Annotated in this window: 13 protein-coding genes; 11 read left to right on the forward strand and 2 right to left on the reverse strand. The window is 66.4% G+C overall.

The genetic code is table 11. The annotated features are described in order from the left end of the window. Nucleotides 1–64 precede the first annotated feature (64 nt). From DF196_RS04780 to DF196_RS04810, 7 genes are all read left to right on the forward strand, one after another. Nucleotides 65–1,114, forward strand: a complete 1,050-nt coding sequence (locus DF196_RS04780) for an ABC transporter permease (protein WP_109056746.1) — start codon at nucleotides 65–67, stop codon at nucleotides 1,112–1,114. A 36-nt stretch (nucleotides 1,115–1,150) separates the two neighbouring features. Further along, nucleotides 1,151–3,175, forward strand: coding sequence for a dipeptide/oligopeptide/nickel ABC transporter permease/ATP-binding protein (locus DF196_RS04785; protein WP_109056747.1), 2,025 nt, complete (start codon nucleotides 1,151–1,153; stop codon nucleotides 3,173–3,175). After that, nucleotides 3,172–4,008 (forward strand): ABC transporter ATP-binding protein, encoded by an 837-nt coding sequence (locus DF196_RS04790; protein ID WP_109056748.1) that lies wholly within the window; start codon nucleotides 3,172–3,174, stop codon nucleotides 4,006–4,008. The genes DF196_RS04785 and DF196_RS04790 overlap by 4 nt, the downstream gene beginning before the upstream one ends. After that, nucleotides 4,005–5,828, forward strand: coding sequence for a M20/M25/M40 family metallo-hydrolase (locus DF196_RS04795; RefSeq protein WP_109056749.1), 1,824 nt, complete (start codon nucleotides 4,005–4,007; stop codon nucleotides 5,826–5,828). The genes DF196_RS04790 and DF196_RS04795 overlap by 4 nt, the downstream gene beginning before the upstream one ends. A 159-nt stretch (nucleotides 5,829–5,987) precedes the next feature. Further along, nucleotides 5,988–7,475, forward strand: coding sequence for a S10 family serine carboxypeptidase-like protein (locus DF196_RS04800; RefSeq protein WP_109056750.1), 1,488 nt, complete (start codon nucleotides 5,988–5,990; stop codon nucleotides 7,473–7,475). Between the two features lie 16 nt (nucleotides 7,476–7,491). Further along, entirely contained in the window at nucleotides 7,492–8,613 is a 1,122-nt protein-coding gene (gene hisC, locus DF196_RS04805; RefSeq protein WP_109056751.1) for a histidinol-phosphate transaminase, read from the forward strand. Between the two features lie 92 nt (nucleotides 8,614–8,705). Beyond that, on the forward strand, nucleotides 8,706–10,256 hold the full coding sequence (locus DF196_RS04810) for a S10 family peptidase (RefSeq protein ID WP_146194704.1): 1,551 nt from the start codon (nucleotides 8,706–8,708) through the stop codon (nucleotides 10,254–10,256). Between the two features lie 23 nt (nucleotides 10,257–10,279). On the opposite strand, the gene DF196_RS04815 is transcribed toward DF196_RS04810, so the two are convergent. Then, complete coding sequence (locus DF196_RS04815) at nucleotides 10,280–10,957, reverse strand: FadR/GntR family transcriptional regulator (protein ID WP_109056753.1); 678 nt, start codon at nucleotides 10,955–10,957, stop codon at nucleotides 10,280–10,282. Nucleotides 10,958–11,152: 195 nt separating this feature from the next. Between DF196_RS04815 and DF196_RS04820 the strand changes: the two genes are divergently transcribed. Next, nucleotides 11,153–12,835 (forward strand): thiamine pyrophosphate-dependent enzyme, encoded by a 1,683-nt coding sequence (locus DF196_RS04820; RefSeq protein ID WP_109056754.1) that lies wholly within the window; start codon nucleotides 11,153–11,155, stop codon nucleotides 12,833–12,835. Between the two features lie 41 nt (nucleotides 12,836–12,876). Here DF196_RS04820 and DF196_RS04825 read toward each other — a convergent pair whose 3' ends face one another. Next, complete coding sequence (locus tag DF196_RS04825; RefSeq protein ID WP_109056755.1) at nucleotides 12,877–13,803, reverse strand: AEC family transporter; 927 nt, start codon at nucleotides 13,801–13,803, stop codon at nucleotides 12,877–12,879. Between the two features lie 416 nt (nucleotides 13,804–14,219). On the opposite strand from DF196_RS04825, the gene clpB reads away from it, so the two are divergent. From clpB to DF196_RS04840, 3 genes are all read left to right on the forward strand, one after another. Then, on the forward strand, nucleotides 14,220–16,889 hold the full coding sequence (clpB, locus tag DF196_RS04830) for an ATP-dependent chaperone ClpB (RefSeq protein ID WP_109056756.1): 2,670 nt from the start codon (nucleotides 14,220–14,222) through the stop codon (nucleotides 16,887–16,889). Nucleotides 16,890–17,327: 438 nt separating this feature from the next. Further along, nucleotides 17,328–18,536: a glutamyl-Q tRNA(Asp) synthetase gene (locus tag DF196_RS04835; RefSeq protein WP_109056757.1), complete on the forward strand. Its 1,209-nt coding sequence runs from the start codon at nucleotides 17,328–17,330 to the stop codon at nucleotides 18,534–18,536. Nucleotides 18,537–18,706: 170 nt separating this feature from the next. After that, nucleotides 18,707–19,813 carry a glycerophosphodiester phosphodiesterase family protein gene (locus DF196_RS04840; RefSeq protein WP_109056758.1) on the forward strand — a complete coding sequence of 369 codons (1,107 nt, stop codon included), beginning with the start codon at nucleotides 18,707–18,709 and terminating at the stop codon, nucleotides 19,811–19,813. Nucleotides 19,814–19,879: the final 66 nt, after the last annotated feature.

The following is a 19,879-nucleotide window of genomic DNA, read 5'->3' on the forward strand; positions in this document are numbered from 1 at the left end:
GAAGCCGAGATAGCGAAGAAGCTGAACCTAATTCCGATAACACGCAATAAATAAGGAGCACATCGTGAGCGAGAGCAGCAACGCGGCGAACGCGAACGCGGATGCGAGTGCGGACGCGACGGCAACCACCGCAGCCGCACCGCAGCAGCGCACGCACCGTCGCATGAATCCGTGGGTGAGTTTCGTCGGAAGGCGACTGGTGCGCACGGTCGTGGCCCTGTGGGTCATCGTCACCGTGGCGTTCGTGGTGCTGCGCTTCTCCGGCGGCGATCCGGTGCGCAACGCGCTCGGCGCCACCGCGTCCCCCGAACTGGTGGCGCAGCGTCGTGCCACGCTCGGCCTCAACAAGCCGCTGCCGGTGCAGTACGCACAGTACATCGCCGGCCTGTTCCACGGCGACCTCGGTATCTCCATCATCTCCGGCCGTTCGGTCTCCGAGATCGTGGCCACGCGACTGCCGTGGACCGTGGCGCTCGCCTTGGCCGCCTTCGTGGTGATTCTGGTCTTCTCCATCCCGATCGGCATGGCTATGGCCGTGCACACCCAGGGCGACCGTCACCGTGGCAGCGAACTGGTGTTCACCGGCATTACCGGCTTCTTCGGCAACATCCCGGACTACCTGGTGGCCGTGATCCTGGTGAGCGTGCTCGCCGTCAACCTGAAGCTCTTCCCGGTGGCCGGCGCGAACAGCGCGGCGTCGTTCGTGCTGCCGGTCACCGCACTATCGATATCCTCGATCTGCATGCTCTCGCGCATCGCCCGCATCCAGACCTTCCACACCCTCAACGACGACTACGTGCGCACGGCCCGCGGCAAGCGACTGAGCCCCATGCGCATCTACTGGCGTCACGTCATGCCGAACATGGTCTCCACCATCATGGTGCTCGCCGGCAACACGCTGGCCCAGATCATGACCGGCACGGTGCTTATCGAGCAGGTGTTCAACTGGCCGGGCATGGGCACCGCGTTCACCACCGCCATCACCTCCCGCGACTACGGCATCGTGCAGGGCCTGGCCCTCGTCTACGGTTTCCTGGTGCTGCTCATCACCTTCCTGGTCGATGTGGTGGTGGCGCTGCTCGAACGTCGCTCGACCATGCTGGAGACGGCCTGAGCCCCGGCTCGGCGCGGAAGTCAAGGAGTCAAGGAAATGAAACGTACCAAGCAGTTCCTGTCCTCACCGCTGGTGGTGGTCTCCGGCGTGATGATCGTCGTGCTCATTGTGCTGGCCGTCATCGCGCCGGCCGTCTGGGGCGTGGCCGCCAACACCGAGAACCCGGCGATCCTGCTGCACAAGCCGTCCGGTGAGCACTGGTTCGGCACCGACCAGCTCGGCCGCGACATCTTCGCGCGCACGATGGTCGCCACGCGACTCTCGCTGGTCACCGCCCTGATCTGCACCGTCATCTCCGCGGTGCTCGGCATCATCGTCGGCGCGGTGCCGGTGGTGTTCGGCAAGCGCGCCCAGCGCTGGACCTCGTCCATCATCAACGTCTGGCTCGCCTTCCCGGTGATCCTGCTCGCCATGCTGACCGTCATCGCGCTCGGCACCGGCGCCACGGCCACCACCATCGCCCTGACCATCACCATGACCCCGACCTTCGCGCGACTCGCGCAGACGCTGTCCGCCACGGTGGCCGGTGCGGACTACATGGCCGCGGCCCGCATGTTCGGCGTCTCCGGCAGCCGTCAGGTCTTCTACTACATCCTGCCCGAGGTGGCCGAGCCGTTCGTAGCGAACGTCACGCAGTCCATCGGAGGCGCGATTCTGGCCATGAGCTCGCTGAGCTTCCTGGGCCTGGGCGTGCAGCCGCCCGTCTACGATTGGGGCCGCCTGATCAACGAGGGCTTCGCCCAGGTGTACGTCTCGCCGATGGCCGCGGTGGGCCCCGGCATCGCCATCGTGTTCGCCGGCCTGGCGTTCAACCTGTTCGGCGAGGGCATCTCCAACCAGATCCGCCGTGCGTACAAGCCGCTACCCTCCGCCCTGTCCAAGCGCGAACTCGACAACCCGCCCAAGATGCTGGACAAGACCAACATGGAACTCGTGGTGGAGGCCGCCGCCGAGCAGACCGCACAGCACCGCGAGAGGGTCGAGGCCCTGCGCGCCAAGGATCCGGACGCCGCCGTGGTCTCCGTGCCCCGTCCGGCCCCGGTGCTCTCCGTGCGCGGCCTGACCGTCTCCTTCCCCGAAGGCAAGCATTGGAACACGCCGGTCAAGGGCATCAGCTTCGACGTCGAGGCCGGCGAGATCGTGGGCCTTGTGGGCGAATCCGGTTCCGGCAAGTCCCTCACGATGATGTCCGTGGCCGACCTGGCCGCGCCCGGCTCATACGTGGCCGCCGACTCCATCCGATTCGACGGCACCGACATCGTGGGCATGCTGCCCAAGGACAAGCGCAAGCTGCTCTCCGGCATCGGCGTGGTCTTCCAGGACTCGCTGACCGCCCTGAATCCCGCCATGCGCGTGGGCAAGCAGCTGGCCGAAGTGCTCGAATGTCAGAACGGCACTCCGCATGAGGAGGCCATGAAGCAGGCCGTCGAGATGCTGGAGCACGTGGGCATCGACCCGGCCCAGCACGCGGAACGCAAGTTCCCGTACGAACTGTCCGGCGGCATGCGCCAGCGCGCGATGATTGCCATGGCCGAGATCAACCATCCCAAGCTCATCATCGCGGACGAACCGACCACTGCACTGGACGTCACGGTGCAGAAGCAGGTGCTCGCGCTGCTGCGCAACGAATGCGCCCGCAACAAGCAGGCCGCCGTCATCGTCTCCCACGACATCGCCGTGCTCGGCGAGATCTGCAGCCGAATCATGGTCATGTACCACGGCGCGATCGTGGAGATCTTCGACACCGCGCTGCTGCGCACGCCCGAAAAACTCAAGCACCCGTACACCCGCGCGCTGGTCAGCTCCATCCCGACCCTTGCCACGGACAAGAGCCGCCCGCTGGTCACCATCGACGACGAGCTGGTCTCGCACCAGTCCGCCGACCTCGCCAATCGGGAGGCCGCCGAACGTGCGGAGGAAGGCACTGTGATCGACGGGGATGCTGCCGAGGCCGCCGATATCGCCGCGGACAGCGTCGTCAAGGACGAAGCCGCGGAGGATGCGGCGGAACTGCAGGAAGGCCAGCAACCCAATCAGCAGGACACGAAGGAGGAACGATGAGCGACGATACGATTCTTGAGGTCCGTGACGCTTGCGTGACCTTCGAAAAGCGCGATTCCGTGGTGCACGCCGTGGACCACATCTCGCTGACCATGAAGCGCGGCGCCATGCTGGGCCTCGTGGGCGAATCCGGTTCCGGCAAGTCCACGCTCGCCAAGGCCATCGTGGGCATGCAGCAGCTCGATTCCGGCCAGATCCTCATCGACGGCCTGAGCCAGCACGACCGTGCCAAGCTCAAGGGCCATGCCAAGGCCGAAATCGTGCAGATGGTCTTCCAGGATCCGTACTCCTCGCTCAACCCGCGCATGAGCGTGGGCGACGCGATCGGCGAGGTGCTCGACACCTATGAGCATCTGAGTGCCGCCGAACGCGAGGAATCCGTGGCCGAACTGCTGCGGCTCGTGCACCTGCCGGCCGACGTGGCGCCCAAGATGCCCGACCAGCTTTCCGGCGGCATGCGCCAGCGCATCGCCGTGGCCAAGTGTCTGGCCGTGCGTCCGAAGCTCATCGTGACCGACGAGATCACCAGTGCCCTCGACGTATCCGTGCAGGCCGTGGTGCTCAACCTCATTCGATCGCTGCACGAGCAGTTGGGCCTGTCGATGCTGTTCATCAGCCACAACCTGGCCGCCGTGCGGTACATCTGCGATGACATCGCCGTGATGCACCATGGCCGCATCGTGGAGTGCGGGCCCGCCGAGCAGATCGTCAAGGCGCCGACCGATCCGTACACGCGCTCGCTGGTCAGCGCGATTCCCTCGTTGGAGGATGCCGGCCGCGACGTGCTGCTGGAGCCGAGCCTCGATTCGAGCTTTGCCGGGGCCGTCCGATGAGCGATGCCGGGGTGGTGGAGGCCGTCGCCGAGGATACGCTGGCGGCGGCTGCCGTGGGGGATTGTCTGTCTGACGGCGTTGGCCGTGACGATGACGGAGTTGCGGGGATTGCCGGGGCTTCCGGGCCTGCTGAAGTCAGCGGCCCGGACGCTATGGATACGAGCCGTCTGACCGATGCCGAACGCGCGTTGATGGTTCGCGCCGACCGTTGGCTGGCCGCGCACGCCGACGAATTCGAGCGAACGTTGGCACGATGGGTCGCGGTGCCGTCCATCTGCGACGACGGGTATGCCGAGGAAGAGGCTGCTAACGATGGCGGTGATGGCGCTGGCCGTGTGCCCGGACATGGCGATGCGGAACATGATGCCGGCTGTGCTACGAACGGTGCTTCCCGCAATGCCGATATGACCGCCAAATCCGGTGCGAACGCTGGCCGTCCGACCCCGCTTGGCCCGGCCGTTGCGGATATGTTCGACGTGGCCTCCGAAGACATTTGCGCAATGGGCCTCGCGCCCTGCAATCACGGTGGTTACGCGCTGTCCGCCGCGGTGGAGGTCGGCGAGTCCCGGCCCGATCTGGAAGTTGGTGGCGCGAACGAGATCGCCCTGGTCGGTCACCTGGACGTGGTCCCGGCCGGCGACGGCTGGACGCGCCCGCCATTCACGCTGACCCGCGAAGGCGAGTTCGTATTCGGCCGCGGCGTGCACGACTGCAAGGGCCCCTCACTGGTCAACCTGTTCGTGCTGTGCATGCTGCGCGACCTCGACGTGCCGATGCGCCACCGCGTGCGCGCGCTCATGGGCGGCGGCGAGGAAACCCGGATGAACGACCTGCGCGGATACCTGAAACGTGAAAAAGCCGCGGGATTCAGTCTGGTCACCGACGGCCCGTTCCCTGTGAACTACGGTCAGAAGGGCATCCTGCAGATCGTGATGAGCGTGCCCGCTCCCGGCATCTGGCGACATTTCGCCGCCGGTTCAGCCGCCAACGCCGTGCCTGGCGAGGCAGCGATTGAACTGTCCGGAATCGCGGACGCTGCCGTGGAGGCCACCATTGCCGGAGCGTCCGAACGGTATCGCAAGACGATCCGCTGGGACGCCGCCACGCATACGCTCCACGCCCAGGGCATCGCCGGCCACGCGGCCTTCCAGGACGGCACGGTGAGCGCCATCATGCTGCTGACCGGGTTCCTCAGCGAATCCGGATTGCTTGCCGGCCCTGACCATGCCGCGGAACTGGCGACCGCCCGGGCACTGTTCGCCATCGCCCAGTCGAAGGACGGTAAAGGCCTCGGCATCGCTTGCGAGGACGAATCCGGACCGCTCAGCTTCAACCTCGGACGAATCACGGAAGCCGGCGAACGATTGCAACTCCAATGCGACAGCCGCTACCCGGTCTCCGGCAACGGCCCGGACATCGAACGCAGGCTACGTGCGGCCGTCGCGGCCATGCCCGCCGACCGGGACGTGCGGGTCGAACAGGTCCACGACGAACCGGCCTATCGCATCGACCCGGACGGCGTGGAGTGCAGGACGCTCACCCGCGCGTTCAACGACTTCTTCGACGCGGACAAACAGCCCTTCACCATGGGCGGCGGCACGCACTCGCGCCTCTTGCCACGGTCGGTCACTTTCGGCGCCGACTTCTGGTACATGGACGACATCGCCCGCAAGGCCGGCCATCCCGCCAAACCTGAAGGCATGGGCGAGGACGAGGGTGGCGCCCACAGTGCGGACGAATGCGTGAACATCGCCAACCTGCTCACCGCCGCCAAGCTCTACCTGCTCGCTCTCACGCGATTGGACGGCATGCTGGAGTGAGCGGCGTCGGTCGCCCGAAAGCGTAACTCTGCGTACGATGGCGGAAGCGGCCGCAGCGAGGCCCATCGCCATGCAGCGAAGCAGGAGAGACGCGGACGCCTACGACGACATGGGCCGACCAACGAAACGAACAACGGAATCAACGGAAATGAGGTAACGATGAGCGACGATTCCCGCCACCAGCCGGGCCCGGCCATGCCCGACGTGGACCAGGCGAAAACGTTGGCATTCACCAACGAAGCCGGCGAACAGGTGGACTACGAGGCCCGCGTACGTCTGATCGACGTGCCGCGTTCGGACGAGGACCGCAGGCCGGTGGGCCGCATGTCCGTCACGTCGTTCGTGCGACTCTTCGACGGCTCGCCCGACCCCGCGCGCCCGGTGATGGTGCTGTTCAACGGTGGCCCGATCGTGGCCAGCACCGCCCTGCTGCTGTCCGGCATCGGCCCGAAGCGCGCCGCGTTCAGCGACGATCTCGATGCGCCGCTGCGCGACTCCTATCATCTCGTGGACAGCCCGTCCTCGCTGTTGACGGACTGCGACCTCATCGTCATGGACGCCATCGGCTGCGGCTACGGCCGTTACGAGGCGGACGTGGATGTGGAATCCAAGTACACGGCCCGCGAGGACGCCCGTCAGTTCGCCGAGGCGGCCGCCCGCTGGATGGTGCTGGAGGGGCGTGAGGCCTCGCCGCTGTACATCCTCGGCGAAAGCTACGGCACCGTGCGCGCCCCGCTCATGGCCAAGGCCATGCTGGAGCTTGCGGACACGCAGATCGCGCCCGCCGGCGTGGTGCTCATGGGCACCACCACAAACATCCAGGAGGTCCACGACCGCCTGCGCTCGGTGGTGGGACCGGTCAGCTCGCTGCCGCTGATGGCCGCGGTCGCCTGGTACCACAAGCGCGGCTCGCTGGACGCCAAGGACTGGCGCGAGGCGGTGGACAAGGCGCGCGAATACGCCTACGGGCCGTACCTGAGCGCCCTGTACGCCGGCTCCCGCCTCCCGCAGGAGCAGCGCGAGGCCGTGGCCGCCGAACTCGAACGATTCACCGGCGTCAAGGCCGCCGCATGGCTCAAGAACCGCCTCAACATCTCCAAGGACCGATTCCGTTCGATGCTCTTGGAGGACGAGGGCAAGGTCGTGGGCGTGTACGACGCTCGATACGCCGCGCCCGCCTCGCCGATCTACCAGGTCGACCCGTCCGACAGTCGCGTGGGCCCGGTGCTGGCCGTCTGCGCGCACCGCTTCTACAACGACCTGCTCGGCGTGGACCGTGCGCTCACGCGCGTGGAGGCCCCCGGCGACGTCTGGTCCTCCTGGGACTGGAGCGTGGGCGGCCCCTCCGATTCGGTGCCGGAAGGCGCGAAGAAGTCGCCGTTCGACGAGTTCGACTACGCGGGCGCGCTGGAATACTGCCTGCAGCAGGTCGCCGGCTTCCGTCTCATGGTGGCCAACGGCTGCTACGACACCATCACCACGGTCGGCGCCTCGGACGCGCTCATCGCCTCGATGGACGCGCCGGAAGGAAGCATGACGCAGCGCATCTACCCGGCCGGCCACATGACGTACACCGACCGCGAATCCGGCGTGGCGCTGAACCACGACCTCGCCGCGTTCGTTACCTCTTCTGGCTCCCCTCGCTGAATAGAAAGGAATCATCATGACCAATACTGAAGGCATCGCCGCTTTCCGTCACAGGGAGGACCTCGCGTCCATCCCGGTCTACCGTCAGGGCAAGCCCGCGCCGACCGATCGTCGCGCGTTCAAGCTCTCCAGCAACGAGAACCCGTACGGCCCGCTGCCGTCCGTGATCGAGGCGATCGACAAGTCCGCCCTGACCTCGATGAACCGCTACCCGGACATGCACGGCTGGAAGGTGGTCGAACGCCTCGCCAAGCGCTATGACGTCGACCCGGCCTCCATCATCCTGGGCGCCGGCTCTTCCGAGATCATCACCGAGCTCGTGGACGCCCTGACCGGCCCCGGCACCGAAGTCATCTACCCGTGGCGCAGCTTCGAAGCGTACCCGATCATCGTGCGCGGCGCCGGCGCCACCCCGGTCGAAGTGCCGCTGACCGCCGACCTCAGGCACGACATCCCCGCGATGATCGCCGCCGTCACCGACCGCACGCGACTGATCATCGTGAACAACCCGAACAACCCCACCAGCACCACGGTCTCGCGCGAGGAGGCCGAACAGCTCATGGAAGCCGTGCCGAAGGACGTGGTGGTGCTCTTCGACGAGGCCTACTACCAGTTCAACACCGATCCGGACACCGAAGTGGCCATGGACCTCTTCCGCAAGTACCCGAACGTCGTGGTGGCCCACACCTTCTCCAAGGCGTACGGCTTGGCGGGCCTCAGGATCGGCTTCGGCATCGGCCCGGTGCCGGTCATCAACGAGATGAGCAAGGTGGCCCTGCCGTTCGCCGTCTCCGACGTGGCCCAGACCGCCGCGATCGCCTCCCTGGACGCCCAGGACGAGCTTGACATGCGTGTCAAGGACCTCATCGCCGAGCGCTCCCGCATCATCGAGGCGCTTGAGGCACAGGGCTGGCACGTGCCGACCTCGGGCGCGAACTACTTCTGGCTGCAGCTGGGCGACCTCACCGACGCCGTGGCCGAGAAGCTTACCGAAGCCGGCGTCATCGCCCGCGTGTTCTCCGGCTGCGGCATCCGCATCTCCATCGGCACGCACGAGGCCAACGACCTGGTCATCGAGACCTGCGCGAACGTTATCAAGGAGCTGCCGGCCGCCGCGGAACAGTGGGGTGCCCAGTGAGCGGGGTGGGGGAGGAATCCCGCGCTGTCTGCGGGTGCGCCTGTGATGCGGGCCGTGCGACCGATTCGGCTGCCGTCGCTCCGGTGACGCCCGTGCCGGCAACCGCTGACGCGACGCCGAACGCTGCGGCTAATGTCGCGACCGACCCCGCGCAGAACGTCGCCCCGGAAGGCTTCGTCGCGCATCCGGCCCCGGCCTCGCGCGCCCTCACCTGGACAGACGGCCAGTCGGCCATCAACTACACCGCCACCGCCGGCCACCTCGACATTCGTGAGAACGATGGCAGTCCGATCGCCTCACTGTTCGTCATCTCGTACGTGGCCGATGCCGTCTCCGGCGATGCGACCCCGGCCGGACCGGACCGCCCGGTGACGTTCCTGTTCAACGGCGGCCCCGGCTCCTCCAGCGTTTGGCTCAACACCGGCGGCTTCGGCCCGAAGAAGGCCCCGTCGATGGCCCCGCTGCCCTCCGGCGCCGCGCCGTATCCCATCGAGGACAACCCGTACACGCTGCTGCGCCGCTCCGATCTGGTGTTCATCGACGCCCCGGAGACCGGCTGGTCGACCATGGCTCCCGGTGTGCCCACCTCCCGCGCGTGGGGCGTGGACCAGGACGCGGACGTGTTCTGCCGCGCCGTGGTGGACTGGATTGCCGCGAACGGCCGCTGGAACGCGCCGAAGTACCTGTTCGGCGAATCGTACGCCACCACTCGCGTGGCGGTTATGGCCAACATGATTCAGAACCGCTGCATCGACCTGAACGGCGTGGTCATGCTCTCCAACCTGCTCGACTGGGCGGGCGACCAGGCCGGTTCGGACGCCGGATACATCAACCTCATCCCCTCGTACGCAGCAGCCGCGGCCTACCACAAGGCGCTCGCGGGCGGTGCGGACGCGGCGGAGGCCAACGCCGCCGTGACCGACGAGCTTATGCAGCGTGCCGAGGACTTCGCGCTGGGCGACTACGCCGTCGCGCTGGTCCAGGGCGATCGTCTGCCTGCCGACCGCGAACGCGAGGTGGCCGAGCTCCTGTCCGCGCTGATCGGCGTGGACGCCGGCGTGCTGCTGCGCCGTCACCTGCGACTTGACATGGAGGACTTCCGTGCAGCGCTGCGTGCGGACGAAGGCAAGATGATCGGCCGGTTCGACGCCCGGTTTGTGGCGGACAACGACTACGTGGTGGGCTCCGGCGGCGCCGACCCGGCCACCAACGACGCGGCCACCGCCGGCGTGAACTCCGCGGAGACCTGCGCCTTCCGCGCCGCCGTGCGCGAGATCGGATACGAGTGGAACCGCCCGTACCTGGTGCTCAACAACATGCAGGTGGAGCCGAACTGGAACTGGATGCACCGGGCACCCGCGGTGGACGAGCCGATGAACTGCCCGAACACGGCCCTGGACCTCTCCGCGGCCATGCGGCGCAACCCGCTGCTCAAGGTGGCGGTGATGGGCGGCAAGTACGACCTCGACTGCCCGTACCTGTCCGCCCGCAACGACATCGCCCACCTGTTCCTGGCCCCGCGACTCAAGGCGAACATCTCCTACGGCCTGTACGCCACCGGCCACATGGCCTACGTGGATGCCGCAGCGCTCGCCGCGATGGACGCCGACCTGACCGCCTTCTACCGCGACGGACGGTTCTAGCGGGCTAGCGAGCTAGCGGATCGTCACGCCTTGACCATGCGGTGATCGTGCAGGACGGCGTCCACACGGTCATCCGCACGGTCGGCGATGACGTCGATGAGCGCCAGATGGATCTTCAGACGGTCGTCGCTGTCCGGCACGAAGCCGTTGACGCCCAGCGTGGGATCGGATCCCTCGGCCAGGATGTAATCCACGAGGTTCTGATAGAAACTGCGCAGCATCAGGTTCGGCGTGATGTCCGCGATGCGCCGGTGCAGCTGCCAGTTCAGCTCCTCACTGGCCGGCGTATGCCACTGGCTGATGAGCGGTTCGCGCATGGCGTTCAAGTCAGCCACGTCCTGGTCGGTGCGGCAGCGGACCGCGTCGTGCATGACCTGCGTATCCAGGCCGTCCAGCACCTCCACCGCATTGTTCACGTCGATCTTGCGCTGTGATTTCAGGTCCACGATTTCCAGAGCGAGCCGGGCCAGCGGCGGCTGGTCGGCCACGAAAATGCCGCCCTTGGGGCCCGGCTTGACGATGACGATACGCCGTTCGCGCAGGATGCGCAGCGCCTCGTTCAGGGTGGCGGGGGCCACGTTGAACTGCTGCAGCAGCTCGGTTTTGGTGCCGATGCGGCAGCCCGCCGGCAGATGGCGCGCGCGGATGTCCTCCTCGATGGCGTCGGCCACGGTGCCGGATACCGATTGCGTGACGGTCATTGTTCCCCTCCTTGGCCGGGCGTCGATGACATGACGGCCTTCCCAGCGTACCGCCTTCCGCCTTCCGCGCGTGTGCGTCACATGCTGGATAGCCCGACCGGCCCGTAACCTTATTCGTAATAATCATTATTATAGTTACTCGGTGTATGTTACCGGACGATCGCATCGTCCGAAACACCTGATTGAGGAGGATCGATGACCAGATTCACCACCGGCGGCGACGCCCTCGCCGAATCCCTGATCGCCCAAGGCGTGGACACCATCTTCGGCATCCCCGGCGTGCAGCTGGACGCCGCCTGCGACGCGCTCTACTACCGCAAGAGCCGGATCCACTACATCTGCGCCCGCAACGAGCAGGCCGTGACCTACATGGCGGATGGCTACGCCCGCAGCTCCGGCCGCGAGGGTGTGGGCATGGTGGTGCCCGGACCGGGTGTGCTCAACGCGCTCGCCGGCCTGGCCACCGCATACTCCACCAACTCGCGTGTGCTGCTCATCTGCGGCCAGGTGGACAAGTGCCAGATCGGCAAGGGCGACGGTGTGCTCCACGAGCTGCCCGACCAGACCGGCATCATCGCCCGCCTGTGCAAGTGGCATGCGCTGGCCGAGAACGCCGAGGACATCCCTGCGCTCGTGGCCGAGGCATTCCGGCAGCTGCGCAGCGGCCGTCCGCGCCCGGTGGTGCTGGAGATTCCGCCGGATGTGCTCGCCGCGCCGATTCCGGCCGACCTTGCGATTCCGTCGTACGTCGAGCCCGAGCCGGTGCAGCCGGATGCGGACGTGCTCAGGCAGGCCGCCGAGCGCATCGCCAAGGCCGAGCGTCCGCTGATCTACGCGGGCGGCGGCGTGCGTGCGGCCGGAGCCTCCGAGGAACTGACCGCGCTGGCGCACCTGTTGGGCGCCCCCGTGGTGGTCACCGAGAACGGTCGCGGCGACATCGACTCCGACGACCCGCTGGCCTTCGACCAGGTGGTCTTCCGCAAGCTGCGCGAGACCGCCGACCTCATCATCGCGGTCGGCTCGCGCTTCGTGGGCAGCTTCGGCGGCGAACTCAACGTGAACGATGTGCCGTACATCTGCATCAATGCGGACGAGGCGGACCTGACCGGCCCGCGTCACCCCGAAATCGCCGTGTACGCGGACGCCAAGCCCGCGCTGGCCGGACTGGTCGCCCTGCTCGGCCCGGACGGCTTCGCCTACCAGCCGGGCGACCGAACCGCGGAAATCGCTGCCGCGCGCGAATGGAGTGATAAGACCCTCGCCCAGCTCGACCCGCAGCGCGAATACCTCGACGTTATCGGACGTGTGCTCGGCAAGGACGGCGTGTTCGTCAGCGAATACACGCAGATCGGCTATGCGGCCGCCATCTGTATGCCGCGTCACAGCCCCGAGACCTACATCGGCCCCGGCTACGAGGGCACGCTCGGCTTCGGTTTCGCCACCTCGCTCGGCGTGCAGGCCGCGGCCCCGGACCGTCGCGTGGTCTCCGTGAACGGCGACGGCGGCTTCTCCTGGACCATGCAGGAGCTCTCCACCATGCGTCGCTTCGGTCTGGCCGTGGCGACCGTGGTGTTCAACGATGGCTACTACGGCAACGTGCGCCGCATCCAGAACGGCAACTACGGCGGCCGCGTGTTCTCCTCCGACCTCACGGACCCGGATTATATGAAGCTCGCCGAGGCGTTCGGCATCGCCCACGCCCGCGTCTTCGACCCGGAGGAGTTGGGCCGCGAACTGGAGAAGGCGCTCGCCAGCCGCACGCCTACCTTGATTGAGGTGCCGGTGGCGAACTTCCCCTCGCCGTGGAACCTCGTGCACGAGGGCATCCCGACCCCGCCGGCGCTGCCGCCGCGCGCCGACCGCGTCCCGCGCGAGTAACAGGCTGCCTTTTTGGTTCCCCTCACTGAGGGGAACCAAAGCTAGGCCGGCAGAATGGCGTGCAGTGCGGTCATCACCGCCAGCGAGATGATCGCCGTCACGGTCAGGGAGAAGCCGGCGAGCTTGGCGTTGCCGGTGAGCGAATCGGTGAACTTGGTGGAGAAGATCGTGATCGGGGCGAAGGCGCCCAGCACGATGATCTCCCTGATACGCATGTCGAACGGCAGCAGGAACCATGCGGCCACCGCGATGATCACGCCGAACACCGCGCGCCAGCCGATCACCTTGAGCAGTTCCATGCGGTCCTTGCGATTGTCCGGAATCTCCATCATGAGTCCGATCATGGCCATCGCGCAGAAGGCGTTCGCGTTGGCGAACGGGGTGATGAGCGTCACGATGGGCTGCGGAATCGTGATGTGCAGGAACATGAACACCAGCATCAGCATGTAGATGTCGAACGAGATCGACCCCAGGAAATCACGGGCGATGTTCCGCAGTCGCAGCGAAAGCGGCAGTGACTTGAAATTCTCGTCCATCCTGAGCAGCGTGCGCGTGATGGTCAGGGAGCCCGCCGTGGCCACCGTGGCGTTGCCGATATCCAGCATGATGATGGGCAGGCCGGCCGAGGCGCCCATGAACGTCTGCACCACCGGCAGGCAGAACGCGCCGAGGTTGAGGCCCGAGGCGTTGAGCATCTGGAAGGCGCGGTAGTTCTTCTCGTCGCCGCGCGAGCCGAGATAGACGATGAACAGCGGGATCGCGCACGCGAAGAAGCCGAACAGCACGATCCACAGCATGCGCATGTCGTGCTTATTCGTGGCGAACGAGAGGATGATCGCGCACGGCAGCGTGAGGTTGAACACCAGACCCTGCGCCACCTTGTAGTCGCGCTCGCCGAAGATATGCAGGTGCTTGAGCGCGTAGGGGCCGATGATGGCCAGCAGCAGCGCGCCGGATTGGAAAATCATGGAGCTTCTTCTTATCCCTCGGATGGCGCCAGGCCGTGGAATCCGGGCGGGCTGGGCCCGAATCGTGCGCGGCGGGCGCATGACAGATAAGAGTCAGCATAGGAACCCCTGATGCGGGATTCGCGGCGCCGGGCATATCGTGGACATTTTCGCGCAGGCCGGGTGCGGCTCGGGTACGGGCGGACGCAGCTTAGGCGTGGGCCGGTTTCGACTGGGTTATCCCGCAGTGAATTCAAAACTTGAGTCACCTTCGCTCAACTTTTGGGAATAGAATGGGCGGCAGACGGGTTGAACGAATCAGAACATGACACGAATGCCTGCGCGGGCGGGCGATCGGGTTCGACCGGGCCACGGGTCCGGCGGACCGGGCGCCACACCGCGAACAGGCATACAAGAAGACTTTGGAGGAACACATCATGGAACAGAAGTTCACCACCATGGCCCAAGAGGCCGTCGGCGACGCCATTCAGAGTGCGTCCGCCGCAGGAAACGCGCAGGTCGAGACCCTGCATGTGATGGATGCGCTGCTGCGCCAGGAGAACGGCGTGACGCGCTCGCTCATCGAGGCCGCGGGCGGCAACGCGCAGGCCATTGGCGCCGCCGTGCGCAACGCCCTGGTTGCGTTGCCCAGCGCCTCCGGCTCCACCACCTCGCAGCCGCAGGCCAGCCGTCAGCTGACCGCCGCCATCGCGCAGGCCGAGAAGGAAATGCAGGCCATGGGCGACGAATACGTCTCCACCGAGCACCTGCTCATCGGCATCGCGGCCAGCAAGCCGAACCAGTCGGCCGAGATTTTGGAGAAGAACGGCGTCACCGCAGCGGCTCTGCGCAAGGCCGTACCCGGCGTGCGCGGCGGTGCCAAGGTGACCAGCCCGGACGCGGAAGGCTCGTACAAGGCCCTGGAGAAGTACTCCACCGACCTGACGGCCGCCGCCAAGGAAGGCAAGCTGGACCCGGTGATCGGCCGTGACCAGGAGATTCGTCGTGTGATCCAGATCCTGAGCCGTCGTACCAAGAACAACCCGGTGCTGATCGGCGAGCCCGGCGTGGGCAAGACCGCAGTCGTGGAGGGCCTGGCCCAGCGTATCGTGGCGGGCGACGTGCCCACCACCCTGCAGGGCAAGAAGCTCATCAGCCTTGACTTGGGCTCGATGGTGGCCGGTTCGAAGTACCGTGGCGAGTTCGAGGAGCGCCTGAAGGCAGTCCTCAACGAGATCAAGAACGCCAACGGCCAGATCATCACGTTCATCGATGAGATCCACACCATCGTGGGCGCTGGTGCCGCCGAGGGCTCCATGGACGCCGGCAACATGTTGAAGCCGATGCTGGCCCGTGGCGAGCTGCGCCTGATCGGCGCGACCACCCTGGACGAGTACCGCGAGAACATCGAGAAGGACCCGGCTCTGGAGCGTCGTTTCCAGCAGGTGTACGTGGGCGAGCCGTCCGTGGAGGACACCATCGCCATCCTGCGTGGCCTGAAGCAGCGTTACGAGGCGCACCACAAGGTCACGATCGGCGACGACGCGCTGGTGGCCGCCGCCACCCTGTCCAACCGGTACATCTCCGGTCGTCAGCTGCCCGACAAGGCCATCGATTTGGTCGATGAGGCCGCCGCACACCTACGTATGGAGCTCGATTCCTCCCCGGAGGAGATCGATGAGCTGCAGCGCAAGGTGACCCGCCTCGAGATGGAGGAGATGCAGCTCAAGAAGGCCGAGGATCCGGCATCCAAGGAGCGCTTGGGCAAGCTGCAGGCCGAACTCGCGGACACCCGTGAGAAGCTCAGCGGCCTCAAGGCGCGTTGGGATGCGGAGCAGGCCGGCCACAACAAGGTCGGCGAACTGCGCGCCAAGCTCGATGACCTGCGCGTGCAGGCGGACAAGTTCACCCGTGAGGGCAACCTGGCCGAGGCATCGAAGATCCTCTACGGCGAGATTCCGGCCATCCAGAAGGAACTCTCCGCCGCCGAGAACGCGGACGCCGAAGCCAAGGACACCGGTTCCACCGACCCGGCCAACGAGCCGATGGTCCCGGACCGCGTGGACGCCGACTCCGTGGCCGAGATCGTCTCCGACTGGACCGGCATCCCCGTCGGCCGCCTGATGCAGGGCGAGAACGAGAAGCTCCTGCACATGGAGGACTACCTCGGCAAGCGCGTGATCGGCCAGAAGGAAGCCATCCAGGCCGTATCCGACGCCGTGCGTCGCTCGCGTGCCGGTATCTCCGACCCGAACCGCCCGACCGGCTCGTTCCTGTTCCTCGGCCCCACCGGCGTGGGCAAGACCGAGCTTGCCAAGGCGCTCGCGGACTTCCTGTTCGACGACGAGAAGGCCATGGTGCGCATCGATATGTCCGAATACATGGAGAAGGCGTCCGTGTCCCGCCTGATCGGTGCGGCCCCCGGCTACGTGGGCTACGAGCAGGGTGGTCAGCTGACCGAGGCCGTGCGTCGTCGCCCGTACTCCGTGGTGCTGTTCGACGAGGTCGAGAAGGCCAACCCCGAGATCTTCGACGTGCTGCTGCAGGTGCTCGACGACGGCCGTCTGACCGATGGCCAGGGCAGGACCGTGGACTTCAAGAACACGATTCTGATCATGACCTCCAACCTCGGCTCGCAGTTCCTGGTGAACGAGGACATGGACCCGGACGCCAAGAAGAAGGCCGTGATGGACGCGGTCCACATGAACTTCAAGCCGGAGTTCCTGAACCGTCTGGACGACATCGTGATGTTCCACCCGCTCACCCGCGAGGAGCTGGGCGGCATCGTGGACATCCAGGTCAAGTCCGTGGCCCAGCGTCTGACTGACCGTCGCATCACGCTCGACGTGACCGATTCCGCCCGCGAGTGGCTGGCCAACACCGGCTACGACCCGGCATACGGCGCCCGTCCGCTGCGCCGTCTGGTGCAGACCGAGGTGGGTGACCAGCTGGCCCGCATGCTGCTGGCCGGCAAGGTCCACGACGGCGACACCGTGCTGGTCGACCAAACCGGCGGCGAACATCTGGAGCTCTCCGCCTGGGCGAGCGACCAGATCGTCGGTGATGACCCGGACGTGAACGTGGACGACGTCACCGCCGACAAGTGACGGTGATGGCGCCGGCCTGATTGGTGCCGGTAGTGGCATGATTGCCCTGCCCCACGTCATCCGGATTGTTGCAAATGGTGGTTGCGGATTCCCGCAGCCACCATTTTTTGTTGCCGGATATGCTATCTCGCTTACAAGGGGCTGATTTCTGGTCCCTGAAAGACCTATCTGCGTTACGAGGGGCTCTTGCTGAAGTAGATACCGCCTAGAAATGGCGGAATGACGTTGCGGTATGCCATTTCTACTTGTTCTTGCTCGTCGGGGCAGCCCCTTGTAACACAGATAGATGTTCCGAAAGCCCTCAATCAGCCCCTCGTAAGCGAGATAGTGGGCAAAGCGTTCGATGCTGAAGAGTTGCGAGCGTCAGCGCGGGTCGGGTACATGTCGGTGAATACTGTGTCAGGAAGCTGCGAACGTTACACACGAGGAGGAAGGGCCATGACCGGACGATTCGCGCCCACGCCGTCGGGGCGCATGCACATTGGCAACGTGTATGCCATGCTGGCCGCATGGCTGTCCGCCCGAGCGCGCGGCGAACGTATGCTGTTGCGCATCGAGGATGTGGACAAGCCGCGCGTGATTGCCGGTGCCGACCGGCTTATGATGGACGACCTGCGTTGGCTCGGCCTCGATTGGGACAACGCCGAGCCCATGTTCCAATCCCGCCGCACCGAACGCTACGAATACGCGCTCGAATGTCTGCGTTCGGCCGGCGTGGTCTATCCGTGCTTCTGCTCGCGCGCGGACATCCGCGCCGCCTCCGCTCCCAATGAGGGCGACGGGTTCATGGTCTATCCCGGCGCCTGCCGCCGCCTGCTGCGCGACCGCCCCGAGGAGGTCCGCGCGCGACTGGCCCGCGGCGACCAACACTCCCTGCGCATCGCCATGCCGGAGGTGGGGGAGGAGACAGGCGAGCCCGCCGCCGTCCCCGGACGGGGTGGCGTCGGAATCCCTGACGGTTCCAGCCGGAATGCGGCCGCCGGACCGTTCGGCGGGCGTTCTGCGGGTGACGACGCCGGTGCCTCCGGAAATGATGGGAATGCGGCCGATGAGGGAATCGCCGGAACGGTCGCCCGATTCGACGATTGCGTCTACGGTCCGCAGCGCTACGATTTGCCGCGCGAGGTGGGCGATTCGGTGATCCGCCGGGCCGACGGGCTGTTCGGATACCAGTTGGTCGTGGTGGTGGACGACCTGGACATGGGCGTCGATGACATCGTTCGCGGCCGCGACCTGCTGCGCTCCACCGCCTTGCAGATGTGGATTCGCCGCTGTCTGCTGGCCGGCGGATTCAAGCCGGAATACGATGGCGTTGCTGCCGCCGCGGTCGATGCGCCGACTCATCAACAGTCCCCGATGAGTCCCGTCTATGCGCACCTGCCGCTTATCGACAACGCGGCCGGCCGTCGCCTCGCCAAACGCGAACGTTCGCTGGACATGGGCGCCCTGCGCGGCCGCGGCGTCACCCCCGAACAGATCATCGGTTACTGCGCCTGGCTGTTGCGTGCCAAGCCCACGCCGGAACCATGCCATGCCGACGAACTGCTGGACGATTTCAGCTGGGCGCCGCTGCGTGCCGATCACCCCGACCGTGCGCTCGACCCGGCTGCCCCCACTACTCCGGACTGGTTGGCATCCGCGTTGTAGCACGGAGGAATTCGTCCATCGCGCCGGGCATGCGATGCCGACGGAAGTCAACGAGTCACGTCCATCGCATCCCCGGCTGGCGTTCGAATTCATCAGATATTCATGGACTCCGCGCGCCGAAAAATGGGGGAGCGGCGGTAATCTGATACCACCGCAACGGAAGGATCGTTATGTCGAAATTCTTGAGGAATGCGGCGCTGGCCGGCGTTGCCGCCGCAGGTGCCGCCGTGTGGGCGCTGGCCCCGCGCACGTTCAATGACAAGCGTCGCAACTTTGTGCCCTCCATCCCGGACGTCTGGTACGCGCACCGTGGCCTGCACGACGCCGGTTCCGGTCTGGTCAGCGCCGACGATCTGGAGTCGTACGGCGGCGACAACCCGGTCAGCGCACAGGCCGACTCCACCGCCCTCTCCATGGCCGAGAACAAGGAATACGTGGCGCTCGCCCGCGAGATGGCGCTCAAGGCCGGCTACGGTTCGGCCGACGTGACCGGCCCGCTCGCCCCCGAGAACTCGCTGGCCGCCTTCGCCGCCGCTTGCGAGGCCGGCTACGGCATCGAACTCGATTTGCAGCTCACGCTCGACGGCCAGGTGGTCGTGGTCCATGACGCCGACCTGATGCGTGTGGCCGGCGATCCGCGCCGCATCGAGGACCTGACCTACGACGAGCTGACCCGCATCCCGCTCTTCCCGAACGGCAAACCCGGCGATCTCAAGGCCGCGCCGCTGCCGGGTGCCGAGCAGAACCCGCCGTTGGTGGTCACGCCGTCCGCCGCGCCCGAAGGCTACTACCAGCACGTGCCGCTGTTCTCCGATGTGCTGGCCGTGGTGGCCGGCCGCGCGCCGCTCATCGTGGAGTACAAGTTCAGCGACAACGCCGCATGGAACGCGCGCACTGAGGAGCTGATGGAGAAGGGCCATGCGCTGCTCGCCGATTATGACGGCCCGTACGTCATCGAATCCTTCCACCCGGGCGCGGTGAACTGGTACAAGGAACACCACCCCGAAGTGTGCCGCGGTCAGCTGAGCTGGCCGGCCAAGCTGCAGGAGAACGGTCCCGCCGAATGGGCCGCCGGTCTGCTGGCCTTCGACTGGCTGTCACGCCCCGATTTCGTGGCCTACGACTGGACGGGCGGTGCCTCACCGCAGGTCCGTCTGGCCCGTTCGATGGGTGCAACCGCGGTCTCGTGGACCGTGCGCAGCTCCGACGAGCTCGCCAAGTGCGACCGGTACTTCGACCGCCACATCTTCGAGGCGTTCGTGCCCGACGCGCAGTGACGCGAACGTCCCCATGGTGTAGAGGACTTTTCCTACACCATGGGCCGCCCTCATTTTCGGCTCCCC

Source organism: Bifidobacterium callitrichidarum (genome assembly GCF_003129905.1).
Lineage (GTDB): Bacteria > Actinomycetota > Actinomycetes > Actinomycetales > Bifidobacteriaceae > Bifidobacterium > Bifidobacterium callitrichidarum.